Genomic DNA, 16,848 nt, shown 5'->3' with positions numbered 1-16,848 from the left:
CGTCACATCCGGCCAATTCACGCTGATAAACGGAAATTGTGAACGCTATCACGTTCACCTTTGCCTCCTTGCCAGCGGCCAATTTAACCTGTCAGTAACAGGAAGGTACGCCTTCCTGGGGGTTCTTAGACTGAGTGCAATGAAACTCAGAAGGACTTCACCATGACTTTTCGCCATTGTGTCGCTGTCGATCTCGGGGCATCCAGCGGGCGCGTAATGCTGGCGCGTTACGACAGTGAACAACACGCCCTGACGCTGCGTGAAATCCACCGTTTCGCGAACTGTTTGCAAAAAACAGACGGGTTCGACGCCTGGGATATCGACAGCCTGGAAAATGAAATTCGCCTTGGACTGGAGAAAGTCTGCGATGAAGGTATCCGTATTGACAGCATCGGCATTGATACCTGGGGCGTGGACTATGTGCTGCTCGACAAGCACGGCCAGCGCGTCGGTCTGCCCGTATCTTATCGCGACAACCGTACCACGGGGGTGATGCAGCAGGCGCTGGTGCAGCTCGGTAAGCATGATATCTATCGCCGCAGCGGCATTCAGTTTCTGCCGTTCAATACGTTGTATCAGCTCCGCGCGCTGGTTGAACAACAGCCTGAACTTATCCCGCAGGTGGCGCATGCCCTGCTGATCCCCGACTATTTCAGTTTCCGCCTGACGGGCGAAATGAACTGGGAATACACCAACGCCACCACCACGCAGCTCGTCAATATCAACAGCGATGACTGGGACGATGCCCTGCTGGACTGGACCGGCGCCAACAAAGCCTGGTTTGGCAGACCTACCCATCCGGGCAACGTGATCGGCTACTGGATCTGCCCACAGAAAAATCAGATTCCGGTGGTCGCCGTCGCCAGTCACGACACCGCCAGCGCGGTGATCGCCTCTCCGCTGGCCGATAAAAACAGCGCTTATCTCTCTTCCGGCACCTGGTCGTTGATGGGCTTCGAGAGCAGAACGCCTTACACCGATGACGCGGCGCTGGCGGCGAACATCACCAATGAAGGCGGCGCAGAAGGCCGCTACCGGGTGCTGAAAAACATCATGGGGCTCTGGCTGCTTCAGCGCGTACTGAAAGAGCGCCAGATTACCGACCTGCCCGCGCTGATCGCCGAGACCCAGTCGCTTCCGGCTTGCCGTTTCCTGATAAACCCGAATGACGATCGCTTTATCAACCCCGCCGATATGAGCGCGGAGATTCAGGCGGCCTGCCGTGAATCCGGCCAGCCGGAACCCACCCGTAACGCCGAACTGGCACGCTGCATTTTCGACAGTCTGGCGCTGCTGTATGCCGATGTGTTGCAGGAGCTGGCGAACCTGCGCGGTGAAGCCTTTAGCCAGCTGCACATCGTTGGAGGAGGTTGCCAGAACGCCCTGCTGAACCAGCTGTGCGCCGATGCCTGCGGCATTCGCGTGATGGCCGGGCCGATTGAGGCTTCCACCCTCGGCAATATCGGCATCCAGCTCATGACGCTGGACGAACTGAACAACGTTGACGACTTCCGTCAGGTGGTGAGAACCAACTACGACCTGACGACCTTTACCCCAAATCCTGACAGTGAAATTGCCCGCCACGTTGCGCAGTTTCAATCAAAACGACAGACAAAGGAGCTTTGCGCATGACCACTCAACTTGAACAAGCCTGGGAACTGGCGAAACAACGTTTTGCTGCGGTAGGTATTGATGTCGAGGAGGCGTTACGCCAGCTCGATCGTCTGCCGGTATCGATGCACTGCTGGCAGGGCGATGACGTCGCCGGATTCGAAAACCCGGAAGGATCGCTCACCGGCGGTATTCAGGCCACCGGTAACTATCCCGGTAAAGCACGTAGCGCCAGCGAGCTGCGCGCCGACCTGGAACAGGCGCTAAGCCTGATCCCGGGGCCAAAACGCCTGAACTTACACGCAATCTATCTGGAGTCTGACACGCCGGTGTCCCGCGACCAGATCAAACCGGAGCACTTCAAAAACTGGGTGGAATGGGCAAAAGCGAACCAGTTAGGGCTGGACTTCAACCCCTCCTGCTTCTCTCACCCGCTGAGCGCTGACGGCTTCACCCTGGCGCACGCGGACGACAACATTCGCCAGTTCTGGATTGACCACTGCAAGGCCAGCCGCCGCGTATCCGCGTACTTCGGTGAGCAACTGGGCACGCCGTCGGTGATGAACATCTGGGTCCCGGATGGCATGAAAGACATCACCGTTGACCGCTTAGCGCCGCGCCAACGCCTGCTGGAGGCGCTGGACGAGGTGATCAGCGAAAAACTGAACCCAGCGCATCACATCGACGCCGTGGAAAGCAAACTGTTCGGTATTGGCGCGGAAAGCTATACCGTCGGCTCCAACGAGTTCTACATGGGCTACGCCACCAGCCGCCAGACCGCGCTGTGCCTCGACGCGGGCCACTTCCATCCGACCGAAGTGATTTCCGACAAGATTTCCGCCGCCATGCTGTATGTGCCGCGCCTGCTGCTGCATGTCAGCCGCCCGGTACGCTGGGACAGCGACCACGTCGTGCTGCTGGATGATGAAACCCAGGCAATTGCCAGCGAAATCGTGCGTCATAACCTGTTTGACCGCGTGCATATCGGCCTCGATTTCTTCGATGCCTCCATCAACCGTATCGCCGCGTGGGTTATCGGCACGCGCAATATGAAGAAAGCGCTGCTGCGCGCGCTGCTGGAACCAACCGGGCAGCTGCGTCAGTTAGAAGCCAGCGGCGATTACACCGCCCGCCTGGCGCTGCTGGAAGAGCAGAAATCCCTGCCGTGGCAAGCCGTCTGGGAAATGTATTGCCAGCGTCACGACACGCCAGCCGGCAGCCAGTGGCTGGAAAGCGTCCGTGCCTATGAAAAAGAGATTCTGAGCAAACGTAGCTAACCGCGACGCCTGACTTGTAGGCCGGATAAGACGTTCCGCGTCGCCATCCGGCAATAAATGAAACACGATTGCCGGATGGCGCTGCGCTTATCCGGCCTACGTAAGACCCGATAACGTTCGGGCAATAAATGGGAACACCGAACATGCAGAACATTACCCACTCCTGGTTTGTCCAGGGAATGATCAAAGCCACCTCCGACGCCTGGCTGAAGGGCTGGGACGAACGCAACGGCGGCAACCTGACGCTGCGTCTGGATGAGGCGGATATCGCGCCGTTTACCGACGATTTCCACCAGGAACCACGCTATATCGCGCTGAGTCAGCCAATGCCGCTGCTGGCGAACACGCCGTTTATCGTCACCGGCTCCGGCAAATTCTTCCGCAACGTGCAGCTCGATCCGGCAGCGAATTTAGGCGTGGTGAAAGTGGACAGCGACGGCGCGGGCTACCACATTCTGTGGGGGCTGAATCATGAGGCGGTTCCAACCTCCGAACTGCCGGCTCACTTCCTCTCCCATTGCGAGCGCATTAACGCCACCGACGGCAAAGACCGCGTGATTATGCATTGCCACGCCACCAACCTGATCGCGCTGACCTACGTGCTGGAAAACAACACGCCGCTTTTCACCCGCAAACTGTGGGAAGGCAGCACCGAGTGCCTGGTGGTGTTCCCGGACGGCGTCGGCATTCTGCCGTGGATGGTGCCGGGCACCGATGAGATCGGTCAGGCCACCGCGCAGGAAATGCAGAAGCACTCGCTGGTGCTGTGGCCCTTCCACGGCGTGTTCGGCAGCGGCCCGACGCTGGATGAAACATTCGGCCTGATCGATACCGCCGAGAAGTCTGCGGAGGTGCTGGTCAAAATCTATTCGATGGGCGGTATGAAGCAAACCATCACGCGTGAAGAACTGGTAGCGCTTGGCAAACGCTTTGGCGTGACTCCGCTTGCCAGTGCATTAGCGTTGTACTGATTCTTCCCGCAATCCAATGCCGGATGGCGGCTTCGCCTTATCCGGCCTATGCCGTAGGCCCGATAAGCGCAACGTCATCGGGCAATAGGGTAACGCGTCAATCTTAAGGAGAATATTCATGAGCTTCATGTTGGCACTTCCCAAAATTAGCCTGCATGGCGCAGGCGCAATCGGCGATATGGTTAACCTCGTCGCGAACAAGCAATGGGGTAAAGCGCTGGTCGTCACTGACGGGCAACTGGTAAAACTGGGCCTGCTGGACAGCCTGTTTGCCGCGCTTGACGCGCATCAGATGTCGTACCACCTTTTCGACGAGGTTTTCCCGAACCCCACTGAAGAACTGGTGCAAAAAGGGTATGCGGCATATCAGGACACGCAGTGTGATTACATCATCGCCTTCGGCGGCGGCAGCCCGATCGATACCGCCAAAGCGGTCAAAATTCTGACGGCGAACCCTGGCCCCTCTACCGCCTATTCAGGCGTCGGCAAAGTCAAAAACGCGGGCGTTCCGCTGGTGGCGATTAATACCACCGCCGGTACGGCAGCGAAAATGACCAGCAATGCCGTCATTATCGACTCCGCGCGCCAGGTCAAAGAGGTCATCATCGACCCGAATATCATCCCTGATATCGCGGTGGACGACGCCAGCGTTATGCTGGACATCCCGCCATCCGTCACTGCCGCCACCGGCATGGATGCGCTGACCCACGCCATTGAGGCCTATGTCTCGGTTGGCGCGCATCCGCTTACCGACGCCAACGCGCTGGAAGCCATTCGGCTGATTAACCTGTGGCTGCCGAAAGCGGTTGATGACGGCCACAACCTCGAAGCGCGTGAGCAGATGGCGTTTGGCCAGTATCTGGCAGGTATGGCGTTCAACAGCGCTGGCCTTGGTCTGGTACACGCGCTGGCGCATCAGCCGGGCGCCACGCACAACCTGCCGCACGGCGTCTGTAACGCCATCCTGCTGCCGATCATTGAGAACTTTAACCGCCCGAACGCGGTCGCGCGTTTTGCCCGCGTCGCCCAGGCGATGGGCGTCGATACTCAAGGTATGAGCATTGAGGCGGCGAGTATGGAAGCGATCAATGCAATTCGCGCATTGAGCAAACGCGTCGGCATTCCTGAAGGTTTCAGCACACTGGGCGTCACGAAAGACGATATTGAAGGCTGGCTGGACAAAGCACTGGCAGATCCGTGTGCGCCATGCAATCCACGCACCGCCAGCCGCGATGACGTCCGCGAGTTGTATCTGGAGGCGCTATGATCCGCAAAGCGTTTGTGATGCAGGTGAATGCCGACGCACACGAGGAGTATCAGCGTCGCCATAATCCCATCTGGCCGGAGCTGGAAAGCGTATTGAAAGCGCATGGCGCGCATCACTATGCGATTTACCTCGATAAAGAACGCAACCTGTTGTTCGCGACCGTCGAGATCGAATCGGAAGAGCGCTGGAATGCCATCGCCAGTACCGACGTGTGCCAGCGTTGGTGGAAGCATATGCGCGACGTGATGCCTGCCAACCCGGATAACAGCCCGGTGAGCGCGGAGCTGAAAGCAGTGTTTTACCTAGCGTAGGCTGTCTGAAGCCGGATGACTCAACGCCGGATGGCGACGCTAACGCGTCTTATCCGGCCTACAGGTAGCAAACGGCACAAAATTGTAGGCCGGATAAGCGCCAGCGCCATCCGGCGTCATAAACCTCATCGCGCGGAATTAATTTTGCTCGGCCACCAGGATCGCCTGCGTATCCGCTTCCAGCGCTTTAAAGATGTGCTCCTGATCGGCGGGATAACAAATATAATCGCCCTCGCCTAACTCTTCCGGCGCCTCTGTCAGCCCGACAAGCGCTTTCCCCTGCGTCACAATAATATGCTCCACCGATCCCGGCGGATGTGGATGTGAAATACGATCCGCCCCCGGCTGCGTCAGCAGCAGGTAGATATCGCGCCGCGCCCCTGGCGGACAGGCAGCCAGTAAAATAGCCTGATAGTGGGCCTGTTCCGCCACCACTTTTGTCCCTTCTCCGCGACGAATCACCTGCGTTTTTTGCGCCTGCGGCTCCAGCAGACGCGCAAAGGGAATATCCAGGGCCACGCAAAGCGCCCAGAGCGTTTCCAGGCTAGGATTTCCATTGCCCGCTTCCAGTTGCGACAGGGTAGATTTCGCAATCCCCGCACGCCGGGCGATTTCCGCCAGCGACAGGCCGGTACGCTGACGTTCGCGCACCAGGCTTTTCGCGATCACGCTAATGGGCTGTGTCATTCACGACTCCGCGTTCTTTATATCGAACGAATCGTTCGACTTGTAAATCAATTCTGTTGCGTTCATTATAATGGAAATTCGTTCGATATGGCTAAAATAGTATGAAACATCACCTCTCATGTCTCAGCGGAGACACGATAAAAGCGATATTTTTAGTGTGTCTGGCCGTTGGCGTCGTCGGGATGTCCTACGGATCGCTGGCGATGGCCTACGGCTTCCCGATTTGGGTGCCGTTTGTACTCTCCATTTTTGTCCTGGCGGGGGCGTCCGAATTTATGTTTATCGGCATTGTCGCCAGCGGCGGGAACCCGCTGGCCGCCGCCGCTGCCGGTTTGCTGGTGAATGCCCGCCATATTCCATTCGGCGTAACGGTACGTGAACTGGTAGGCACCCGCGCCGCCAGCTTTCTGGGCTGCCATATCATGAATGATGAAAGCGTCGTCTTTGGTCTGTCGCAAAAAACACGGCAACAGCGCAAAGCCGCCTACTGGCTGTGCGGCACGGGCGTCGCAATTTTTTGGCCACTGGGCGCACTGCTTGGCGCGATGGTCGGCAAACTGCTCCCGGCACCGGAAACCATCGGTCTGGACGCGGTATTTCCCGCCATTTTATTGGCGTTAGTGATCCCGGCGTTCAGGAATCGCACCACGCTAATCCGCGCCTGTAGCGGCGCCGGGCTGTCGCTTGCCGCCGTCCCCTTCGCACCGGTCGGGTTGCCGGTACTGCTCTCTCTGCTTGGCTTACTGACGAGGAAAAAATAATGGGCAACATGACGCTGTTTATCGTCGGTATTGCTGTGTTATCGGCAGGCACCTATCTGATGCGTCTTGGCGGAGCAAAGCTCGGCAACCGGCTGGCGCTCTCCGAACGTTCTCAGGCGCTATTGTCGGATGCGGCAACGGTATTGCTGTTTTCAGTGGCGCTGGCAACCACGTTTTATGAAGGCGAACATTTTGCCGGAATGGCGCGGGTACTGGGCGTCGCGTTCGCTGTTTTCCTGGCGTGGCGCAAAATGCCGCTGATTGTGGTGATTATCGCTGCGGCGGTGGTGACAGCGCTGCTAAGGCTGGCGGGTATGCACTAAATATGAGGCATTTATCGGAATAGTAAAACAGTAAACGCAGAAACGAAAAAAGCGCCCTGAAGGCGCTCTTTCGACAGTTTTGAATCACTTATTTCAGAAGTTCAGCGGTCATATGCACGCGGTTACCGGAGTATGCGGAAGTGATTTTGTAATCACTGGCGCCAGCCTGCTGAGCCTGAGCGGCGATTTTTGCTTCTGCGCTTTCCAGAGTAGAGCCCGTCGCGGTAACAGACTGAGCGGCGAAAGAACCGAAAGAAGTAGCGAGAGCGATAACTGCGACAAAAGTTTTGATGCTTTTCATGATATAAACCCTTTAACTTAGTTGTTTGAGTAAGGCACCGTGCCTTGATGTGATAAATAATAGGCCGGTATTCGAACAACTAAAAGCGGAAGGATTTGCTATTCTTTTTCAAATTTACTGAATAAAACTCCACCTGTCATCAAACGCCGTGGATGCGTATAAATTGTCGCCTTGCCCGGCTTGCAAAAACCCACCAGCGTCAGGTTACAGCGCTCAGCCACGTCAACCGCTAACGTGGTGGCTGCGGAGACGGCAAACAGGATTTCAACGCCGCACATCGCCGATTTCTGCACCATTTCATAGCTGGCGCGACTGGAGACCAGCACCGCGCCCTGCTGCCAGCTTTCGCCTTCCGTCGCCCGGCGCCCCAGCAGTTTATCCAGCGCGACATGGCGACCGACATCTTCATGCCCGCCCGCTAATTCACCGGACGGCATCGCCCACGCCGCCGCGTGAGTACAGCCGGTAAGCTGACCAACCGGTTGAAAATCAGACAGATGCTTCAACGCGCGATCAAGATTCGCCAGGTCAAAGGTTTGGGTAAACGGGAGTGGCGTAATGGGTTTGCCGATGTCATTCAGCTGCTCCACGCCGCAAACGCCGCAGCCGGTACGCCCGGCCAGGGCGCGACGACGTTCTTTCAGCCCCATAAAACGGCGGCTGGAAAGCTCAATCTGCACTTCAAGGCCGTTGCAGGAAGGAACGACGTCCATGCCATAAATATCCTGCGGACATTCAATAATGCCTTCCGACAGTGAAAAACCGATCGCGAATTGTTCCAGATCTTTCGGCGTGGTCATCATCACTACATGGGAAATGCCGTTATAGACCAGCGCGACAGGAACTTCCGTCGCCAGCATATCCGGTTTTGATTGCGTCAGGCACCCGCGCGTCCAGACGGCATGAGAAACAGCGCCCTCCGGGGATGAATTTTGATGGTCAGACAAAGCAGCTTCCTGGTATGGACTCACGATAAGAGAGATTGCGTTCAGGCAGGATGAGAGCGCCTTTGCGCATTTAACTGCGGTTATTGTCCTCCATTATTTTTGTGAGGTCAAAACCGGGGCAAAACCGCCCCGGTCGGCAGGATGAGAACGCTAGTTAGCCGCGAGAGCGTCAAACGACACGGTGTAGGTTTCTTCCAGATCCTGCGTATTGCTGGTCTGGAAAGCTTTATCGGCAAGATAAGTGGTGATCATCAGTGTTGCAACCCACTGTTTTCCTGCCACTTCCTGGCCGTTTACCGCAGCAGCGGACATATCCGGCAACAGCGTCATTTCCGCAGCGCCGCCCGATACCTGCGCCGCGCCCCGGGGAACCGAAGCCAACTGAACGGGAGCGTTATCGACTCTGGCATTTTTCATTTTAATCGACATCGCGCCGTTGTCAGAAAACTGCCAGGCCTGCCCCTGCCGGGCGGGGCCATCCACAAAGAGCCGAATTTTATGTTCATCAGTACAGATGACGGAGACCTGTAACTCCCGGGTGACGGAGGCATAACCGTGATACATATTCCCGGCGTATTCGGTGCTCCCCTCCCTCATATCCTCCCTGCGGAACCGCCCATAGTCGACCTGTTTTGTCGAAGATAAAATCTGACAGTCGCCTTCTTCCGCCAGTGCGGATGGCGCATTCCCACACAAGAAACCCGCCAGTAATACAGGCATAAAAACGCTAAGGTGTTTCATGGAGCCAGCTCCCTGTTTCATTAGAGACATTTCCCTTTTATCTCCTCGTAGAATTTCTGCGGATCGGCTTCCGGCAGGGTGTAGTTCAGTTTGCATCGTCCACCGTCCACCTTCGCATACAGCTGATGGCTTGCTGAGATATCATTCAGGAAGATCAAACCGTCCTCTGGCGCGGAAGTGATGTATTCCCCGGCGTCGTTGACAATGGAGACGCCTTTCGGCAACGGAGTACCGTCTGCACGCATGACAGAGAGCAGCACGCGCCGCTGACTCAGCGTGGTGAATTGCCATTTCGCGACCGCCCCGTGCGACGCTTTAATCGCCGTCCGGCCATTATTGACGTCAAGATTGCCCGGAAGACTTTGGGTATTGAGTTCCAGCGTACTTTCATGGAACGGCGTCAATGACGGGACAACGGCCTGACCCCATTTATCGGTCCAGACGGGCCCGCGCGACGTCACGATTTCGATACCGGCAACAGGCTTGTCCAGTTGGGTAATGGCATACGTGTCCGCGACCGGATACGGTGAGAAGGTCACGCCATCGTCATGCGCCACAATGCCGCCACTCAATGCGGCAGAGTAGTTCGTATTGCTGTCGTTATCGCCGCCAGCCGCCACGGACAGCGTGGTATAGTGAAGATTGCTGTTAAGCGAGCTATCCCAGTCGGTAACACTTTCGTCCTGATCGCGAGACACGCCGACCGTGTATTGGTTGTCGTCATTCAGCGACCCCATCGCCCGCGTGCCATAAGAGCTTCTTCCTTCACTCTCGCGATACCACGAGTTCGTTGAAACACCGGTACGGCCTAACGGAACAGAAACGTTCACGTAGAACATATCGTGATCGCTCTCATCCCCACGACTGATATCCGATTCCCAGTTCACGCTGACGCTGAAATATTTATAGGTTTGCGACCAGGAAGAGATAATGCGGCGGCTATTATAGTCGCTGTCCCAGGCCTCATTACGGTAGTAGCCGAGTGAAAAACGCCCCAGAAGCGTATCCGACCAACTGACCGCGACGTTCGTATCGTATTTCGTTGGGGAGTAATCATCGTCGTCGCTATACAGTTCCTGCATTTCGCGATAGTCCGCCGTGCCGTAGCTGCCGCCCAGCGAAATCCCCATCCCCCAGGGCAAGGAATACCCAAGATCCAGCGTGGTTTTGTGTCCATCAGTCTGGCTACGGTTATCGATCGACCCAAGAAACCCGAGCGAGGCATATAAATTCTGTACGGGAACGGTATCCACATTGGCAGAGAAACCGTAATAGTGGTTATCCGCCATCACCATTCCGGCCATGAGATTCATACGATTATTCACTGACCAGCCATCAGACGCCGACACAATCCAGGGCTGCTCAAAATTCGTGTCCATATCTTCCGCACGCCCCACGGCCAGAGAAAAGCCCGGCGCCCTGCCGACATGGTTGCTACGAAACGTGCTCGCCGATACGGTAAAATGGCTTTCGCTTCCATCGGTCTCCGTCACCGTGACATTCAGGTCGGTGTTGAGGTTAGCAATGGGCACATCGGTTAAGGTAAAGGGGCCAGCGGGAACAAGCGTTGAATAGATGATCTGCCCGCCCTGGCGAATATCCACGCGCGCCTGAGAATATCTGGCGATCCCCGTCACCTCGACGCCGCTCCCCTCGTTCGGCAGCAGGGTATTATCCGGCATGACTTGCACACCGTAGACCGATGGAATACTAAAGCGGCTGTTGGCAATGTTGATTTGCCCGCCCTGCACCATCACGCCATAGTCGGCGAAAGTGCGTTGCGCGTAGGTATAATACGAGTCGGTTTCTAATTCCTGGTCGCTGCCGTCGCTGACGAATTGTGTGCTGCGCACAATCCAGTCACCCGCATTAAAACCAAGTTCAAACGTTGACTGAAAGCGGTCTGAATTATCGCCGTCATATTTATAATGCGTGCCAAACATGGAGTAATTCAGCATTGCGGCATGACCACCGCGAACGTCCGCGACCTGTCGGTTATTATCTGGATCAATCGCTTCCTGCGGAACAACCAGCGACATTTCTTCTGTTTCAGGCGTAGCGCTAACGGTTGCCGTAGACCAGTATTGATGGATCAGCGGGCAGGTTTCTCTTTTTATTTTCGTGATGAGTCCTGCGCTTTCCAGAAATGCTTTATCAATACAGGGCTGCCCTTCCTCATTAAACTTAACCGACATGACACTGTGTTTCTTGCCATTAATAATAACGGTCACATTATGGACACCAGGAGTGAACCGGGACGCTAAGGAATAATAATCAGCAATCACAGGATCGAGACCATTAGATTCTAATGCATCAGTATCAAATACCGCTCTCGCCAACTCCATCGTTCCAGTAGAGGTCGGCATTATTTCCGCCCGTATACTGAAAGCGATTGCCGTCAGACAAAACACAATAATTCCTTTTTTAGCGGAACCGCGAATCATAACCACTCCATGTGTTTTACAATAAACTGAGATTAATTATTTTATTTCTGCAACAAAACTCTTCGCCTTATAGCCATAGCGCGTAGCAGGATACATTTCGATATTTTTATCCAGTGCGGATAATGTGGTCGAGGCATGGGCATTTATTGTTTCACCCGGCAGAATATAAGCCTTTGGTAAATCAGCGTGCGCGCCTGATGGCAATAATTTTACTTTCTGCTCCAGACGGATAACATAAGGCGTTTTATTTTCCACGCTGAGTTTTCCGCCGCGCATATGCCACTGGAGATCTTTCCACGGCTCCATATTCACGTCTAAACCCGAAGGATGAATAATGACGGGAAGGTTTTGGCTAAAGACCACTTTAACTTTGTTTTTATCCCGTTGCGGGATGGTCGTAAAAATAACGCGCTTCAAATGCTCTACTTTTAACGGCTCCGCGCTATTTTTAAGAACGAATCGCACACGTTGCGTCTTACCGGCATCAACACGCGTAACGGGTTGCGTGACAATCAGGCCAGGCTGAGGATCGTCTGGAAGATTGACGATTTTGGTATACAAGAGCTGGGCATCAGCATCGGTGTTTTTAACATCCATACTGCCGCCTTGCTCTTCTTCATTAATCAGCAGCAGCGACGTGTCGGGCACCATCCCGGCAGCCAGACAGTTAAATGACGCCAATAAACAGGCGCAGATTAATGTTTTCTTGAAGGAAAGCATAATATTAGTCCATTAATATTCATAACTGCTCCCCATAGTAATATGGGGAGCATCTACGATACGTGCAGTGTAATTACAGGTATACCAGCTCTACGGTGGTTAAGCCGTCAAGCGTCGCTTCATCGGTAATTTGCAGATCGTCTGTCGGGTTGATAATCGCGGACACACCGACGTTAAAGTTGACTTTTGTTTGCGGTTCTGGCGCATCAGCCGAGCTTTTACCAAAGCTGTAAACCTCGCTGTTATTATTTATAATCTGCATATAGCTGTTGCCTGCTTTTGTTCCCCAGCTAGTGCCGTCATTTGCTGAGAAATAGGCAACCAGGTTATCGCCATTGCCGTTAGTCAGCGTTCCTGAATCAATCTGAATACCCAGCGCATATGCCCCAATTTTCTGGCTACCATACAGCCCCAGGCCAAAAAGATAATTAGCAGAAGAAATGAAATCAGTCGATGCGAAATTAATGGCATAACCGGTGGTCGGTGCAGAAGCGCTATGCATATCAGTAAAAGAAACGCCGACACGCGTATCTTCTTCACAGGTAATGGCGACTGGTACGGTTTTAATGTCAGGCAGCGCGGTTGGCGCAGTTGAATTTAATGACGCCACTTTGATGGTGCCAAAATCAGCGATACCGCCGCCGCTTGGGAATGACGGAATACAGGAAGCAGGAACAATTTTCCCTGATACTTTAATATCAACGCTCGGTGCCGCCATAACGGAAGAAGCCGTCAGCGCCAGCACAGACACCATCAGGCTTTTTTTAAAAAAAACATTCATTTTTATTTCCTTATAAAAGAAGCCACTTTATATAATGATGACCTCTGCATATTTCAAAAAATTGACATGACACCAACATACAATATTGGTTGGCGAAATTTATCATTTGTCAAAAAACCATACAATCGAAAGATTATTTTTAAGAATTTATTCCAGGAAAATCCTCAAAGGAAATCCTTATATACATTCACCAAACATATATAAAGATTCATATAAAAGATTAAATCCCGTTATTGTATAAATAATAAATATTATCTACCGCCAGAAAAGCCGATCTATCCAGAACTACCGATAAAGAATGCTGATACCTCATCTCTATTTCGAACAACAACACAATTATTTAACATAGTGATGATTACGCAGCGAAATTTATTAACTCTAAAGTATTAGTTCCTTCTTTTTCGGTTGCAAAGCTCGTCATTCATTACGCCTCAATGTGATAAGCATCACATTTTCATATTGCCATCATGAAAACTCATTCACTTTTATTTAACCGCAACAGAACACACCTACCAACATTATGGTATCCTGAGTTATATCCCTCCCGGAACTGAGGGAATGCGCAAATTCTTCCCTTTGCGGCCGGTTTCATTGTGGTCCGCAAAGTAAAACTACATAGCAATGTCGAAACAAGGAGCAAACCATGCAGGTCAGCAGAAGGCAGTTCTTTAAGATCTGCGCTGGCGGTATGGCAGGCACCACGGCGGCGGCACTGGGTTTCGCACCCAGCGTAGCGCTAGCGGAAACACGGCAATATAAATTGCTGCGCACCCGCGAAACCCGTAACACCTGCACTTACTGTTCCGTTGGTTGTGGGCTGTTAATGTACAGCCTCGGCGACGGTGCAAAAAACGCCAAAGCATCTATCTTCCACATCGAGGGCGATCCGGATCATCCGGTCAGCCGTGGCGCGCTTTGCCCGAAAGGGGCCGGTCTGGTGGACTTCATTCACTCCGAAAGCCGCCTGAAATACCCGGAATACCGCGCGCCAGGTTCAGATAAATGGCAGCAAATCAGTTGGGATGAGGCATTTGACCGCATCGCCAAACTGATGAAAGAGGACCGCGACGCCAACTACGTTGCGCAGAACGCCGAAGGCGTGACCGTTAACCGCTGGCTCTCCACCGGGATGCTGTGCGCTTCCGCATCCAGTAACGAAACCGGCTATTTAACGCAAAAATTCTCCCGCGCGCTCGGTATGCTCGCGGTCGACAACCAGGCGCGTGTCTGACACGGACCAACGGTAGCAAGTCTTGCTCCAACATTTGGTCGCGGTGCGATGACCAACCACTGGGTCGACATGAAGAACGCCAACCTCATCGTGGTGATGGGCGGTAACGCCGCTGAAGCCCACCCGGTAGGGTTCCGTTGGGCGATGGAAGCTAAAATTCACAACGGCGCGAAGCTGATTGTGATTGATCCTCGCTTCACGCGTACGGCGTCGGTGGCCGATTTCTATGCCCCTATCCGTTCCGGTACTGACATTGCCTTCCTGTCAGGCGTACTGCTGTACCTGCTGAACAACGAAAAATACAACCGCGAATACACCGAAGCCTATACCAACGCCAGCCTGATCGTGCGTGAAGATTTTGGCTTCGAAGATGGCCTGTTTACGGGCTATGACGCGGATAAACGCAAGTACGACAAAACCAGTTGGGCCTACGAACTGGATGAAAATGGCTTCGCTAAACGCGATACCACGCTGCAACATCCTCGCTGCGTGTGGAACCTGCTCAAGCAGCACGTTTCCCGCTATACGCCGGAGGTGGTGGAAAATATCTGCGGCACGCCGAAAGCCGATTTCCTGAAAGTATGCGAATACATTGCGGAAACCAGCGTCAAAGATAAAACCGCGTCGTTCCTGTATGCCCTCGGCTGGACGCAGCACTCCATCGGCGCGCAAAACATCCGCACGATGGCGATGATCCAACTGTTGCTCGGCAACATGGGGATGGCTGGCGGCGGCGTCAACGCACTGCGCGGTCACTCCAACATTCAGGGGCTGACTGACTTAGGGTTGCTGTCGCAAAGCCTGACGGGTTACATGACGCTGCCCAGCGAAAAACAGACTGACCTGCAAACCTACCTTGCCGCCAACACGCCAAAACCGCTGCTGGAAGGTCAGGTCAACTACTGGAGCAACTACCCGAAATTCTTCGTTTCTATGATGAAAGCCTTCTTTGGCGATAACGCGACGAAGGACAATGACTGGGGCTTCGACTGGTTGCCGAAGTGGGACAAAGGGTACGACGTCCTGCAATACTTCGAGATGATGAACGAAGGCAAGGTCAATGGCTATCTCTGCCAGGGCTTTAACCCGGTCGCCTCATTCCCGAACAAAAACAAAGTGGTTGCGTCACTCTCTAAACTGAAGTTCCTGGTGACTATCGACCCGCTCAATACCGAAACGTCCACCTTCTGGCAAAACCACGGTGAGTCGAACGATGTTGATCCGTCGAAAATCCAGACCGAAGTGTTCCGTCTGCCGTCAACCTGCTTCGCCGAAGAGAACGGCTCTATCGTCAACTCCGGCCGCTGGCTGCAATGGCACTGGAAAGGCGCGGACGCCCCCGGCGACGCCGTAACCGACGGCGAGATCCTGGCCGGTATCTTCTTACGCCTGCGTAAGATGTACGCCGAGCAAGGCGGCGCGAACCCGGAACAGGTGCTGAATATGACCTGGAACTACTCCACGCCGCATGAGCCGTCTTCGGAAGAAGTGGCGATGGAAAGTAACGGTAAGGCGCTGGCCGATCTTATCGACCCGGCAACGGGGGCGGTGATCGTGAAGAAAGGCCAACAGCTCAGCTCGTTCGCCCAGTTGCGTGACGATGGCACCACCTCCAGCGGATGCTGGATTTTCGCCGGTAGCTGGACGCCGGAAGGCAACCAGATGGCGCGCCGCGATAACTCCGATCCGTCAGGCCTCGGCAATACGCTGGGGTGGGCATGGGCATGGCCGCTGAACCGCCGCATTCTGTATAACCGCGCCTCCGCCGATCCACAGGGCAACCCGTGGGATCCGAAGCGCCAAATCCTGAAATGGGATGGCGCGAAATGGGGCGGGATGGATATCCCGGACTACAGCGCCGCTGCGCCAGGTAGCAACGTCGGGCCGTTCATCATGCAGCCGGAAGGGATGGGTCGCCTGTTCGCGCTCGACAAGATGGCGGAAGGGCCGTTCCCGGAACACTACGAGCCGTTTGAAACGCCGCTGGGGACGAACCCGCTGCACCCGAACGTTATCTCCAACCCTGCCGCCCGTATCTTTAAAGGCGACGCAGAGGCGTTGGGTAAAGCCGATAAGTTCCCTTACGTCGGAACAACTTACCGTCTGACCGAGCACTTCCACTACTGGACCAAACACGCGCTGCTTAACGCTATCGCGCAGCCGGAACAGTTTGTGGAGATCGGCGAGAAGCTGGCGAACAAGCTCGGCATCGCGCATGGCGATACCGTAAAAGTCTCCTCCAACCGTGGCTATATCAAAGCCAAGGCGGTAGTGACCAAGCGCATTCGCACGCTGAAAGCAGACGGCAAGGATATCGATACCATCGGTATTCCTATTCATTGGGGCTACGAAGGGGTGGCGAAAAAAGGCTTTATCGCCAATACGCTTACGCCATTCGTCGGTGATGCGAACACGCAGACGCCGGAGTTCAAGTCCTTCCTGGTGAATGTGGAAAAGGTGTAACGGAGACGACCT

The 16,848-nt window shown here is 54.5% G+C and carries 15 protein-coding genes; 8 read left to right on the top strand and 7 right to left on the bottom strand.

The genetic code is table 11. The annotated features are described in order from the left end of the window. The first annotated feature begins 162 nt into the window (after positions 1-162). From rhaB to rhaM, 5 genes are all read left to right on the top strand, one after another. On the top strand, positions 163-1,632 hold the full coding sequence (rhaB, locus tag OGW17_RS00280) for a rhamnulokinase (RefSeq protein WP_071259467.1): 1,470 nt from the start codon (positions 163-165) through the stop codon (positions 1,630-1,632). Next, positions 1,629-2,888, top strand: a complete 1,260-nt coding sequence (rhaA, locus tag OGW17_RS00275) for an L-rhamnose isomerase (protein ID WP_012133900.1) — start codon at positions 1,629-1,631, stop codon at positions 2,886-2,888. The genes rhaB and rhaA overlap by 4 nt, the downstream gene beginning before the upstream one ends. A 143-nt stretch (positions 2,889-3,031) precedes the next feature. Beyond that, entirely contained in the window at positions 3,032-3,859 is an 828-nt protein-coding gene (gene rhaD, locus OGW17_RS00270; protein ID WP_012133901.1) for a rhamnulose-1-phosphate aldolase, read from the top strand. 118 nt (positions 3,860-3,977) lie between these two features. Then, a complete protein-coding gene (gene fucO, locus OGW17_RS00265; protein ID WP_286452132.1) occupies positions 3,978-5,126 on the top strand; it encodes a lactaldehyde reductase in 1,149 nt (382 codons plus the stop codon). Beyond that, positions 5,123-5,437: an L-rhamnose mutarotase gene (rhaM, locus tag OGW17_RS00260; protein ID WP_071259463.1), complete on the top strand. Its 315-nt coding sequence runs from the start codon at positions 5,123-5,125 to the stop codon at positions 5,435-5,437. The genes fucO and rhaM overlap by 4 nt, the downstream gene beginning before the upstream one ends. Before the next feature lie 138 nt (positions 5,438-5,575). Here rhaM and OGW17_RS00255 read toward each other — a convergent pair whose 3' ends face one another. Further along, the gene (locus OGW17_RS00255) at positions 5,576-6,124 is read right to left on the bottom strand and encodes a helix-turn-helix domain-containing protein (RefSeq protein WP_012133905.1); all 549 of its coding nucleotides are present in this window, start codon (positions 6,122-6,124) and stop codon (positions 5,576-5,578) included. Between the two features lie 101 nt (positions 6,125-6,225). Here OGW17_RS00255 and OGW17_RS00250 point away from each other — a divergent pair, with 101 nt between their 5' ends. Beyond that, positions 6,226-6,885 (top strand): AzlC family ABC transporter permease, encoded by a 660-nt coding sequence (locus tag OGW17_RS00250; RefSeq protein WP_071259461.1) that lies wholly within the window; start codon positions 6,226-6,228, stop codon positions 6,883-6,885. Beyond that, positions 6,885-7,208, top strand: a complete 324-nt coding sequence (locus OGW17_RS00245; RefSeq protein WP_012133907.1) for an AzlD domain-containing protein — start codon at positions 6,885-6,887, stop codon at positions 7,206-7,208. The genes OGW17_RS00250 and OGW17_RS00245 overlap by 1 nt, the downstream gene beginning before the upstream one ends. Positions 7,209-7,296: 88 nt before the next feature. Here OGW17_RS00245 and OGW17_RS00240 read toward each other — a convergent pair whose 3' ends face one another. The 6 genes from OGW17_RS00240 to OGW17_RS00215 form a co-directional block, all read right to left on the bottom strand. Then, the gene (locus OGW17_RS00240) at positions 7,297-7,509 is read right to left on the bottom strand and encodes a YdgH/BhsA/McbA-like domain containing protein (RefSeq protein ID WP_012133908.1); all 213 of its coding nucleotides are present in this window, start codon (positions 7,507-7,509) and stop codon (positions 7,297-7,299) included. Positions 7,510-7,607: 98 nt separating this feature from the next. Beyond that, the gene (gene fdhD / locus OGW17_RS00235; protein ID WP_315970122.1) at positions 7,608-8,390 is read right to left on the bottom strand and encodes a formate dehydrogenase accessory sulfurtransferase FdhD; all 783 of its coding nucleotides are present in this window, start codon (positions 8,388-8,390) and stop codon (positions 7,608-7,610) included. A 216-nt stretch (positions 8,391-8,606) separates the two neighbouring features. Continuing rightward, positions 8,607-9,197 (bottom strand): DUF1120 domain-containing protein, encoded by a 591-nt coding sequence (locus tag OGW17_RS00230; protein WP_058669137.1) that lies wholly within the window; start codon positions 9,195-9,197, stop codon positions 8,607-8,609. 20 nt (positions 9,198-9,217) lie between these two features. Beyond that, entirely contained in the window at positions 9,218-11,641 is a 2,424-nt protein-coding gene (locus OGW17_RS00225; protein ID WP_071259459.1) for a fimbrial biogenesis outer membrane usher protein, read from the bottom strand. A 36-nt stretch (positions 11,642-11,677) separates the two neighbouring features. Then, a complete protein-coding gene (locus tag OGW17_RS00220) occupies positions 11,678-12,361 on the bottom strand; it encodes a fimbria/pilus chaperone family protein (RefSeq protein ID WP_071259457.1) in 684 nt (227 codons plus the stop codon). A 73-nt stretch (positions 12,362-12,434) separates the two neighbouring features. Next, on the bottom strand, positions 12,435-13,142 hold the full coding sequence (locus OGW17_RS00215) for a DUF1120 domain-containing protein (protein ID WP_012133913.1): 708 nt from the start codon (positions 13,140-13,142) through the stop codon (positions 12,435-12,437). Between the two features lie 643 nt (positions 13,143-13,785). On the opposite strand from OGW17_RS00215, the gene fdnG reads away from it, so the two are divergent. Next, positions 13,786-16,836, top strand: coding sequence for a formate dehydrogenase-N subunit alpha (gene fdnG, locus OGW17_RS00210; protein ID WP_081353215.1), 3,051 nt, complete (start codon positions 13,786-13,788; stop codon positions 16,834-16,836). The last annotated feature ends 12 nt before the right edge of the window (positions 16,837-16,848 follow it).

The organism is Citrobacter sp. CK181, from assembly GCF_030333595.1.
Taxonomy (GTDB): domain Bacteria; phylum Pseudomonadota; class Gammaproteobacteria; order Enterobacterales; family Enterobacteriaceae; genus Citrobacter_B; species Citrobacter_B koseri.
Note: the sequence above shows the minus strand (reverse complement) of the source record. Positions and strands in the feature narration are given on the sequence as shown.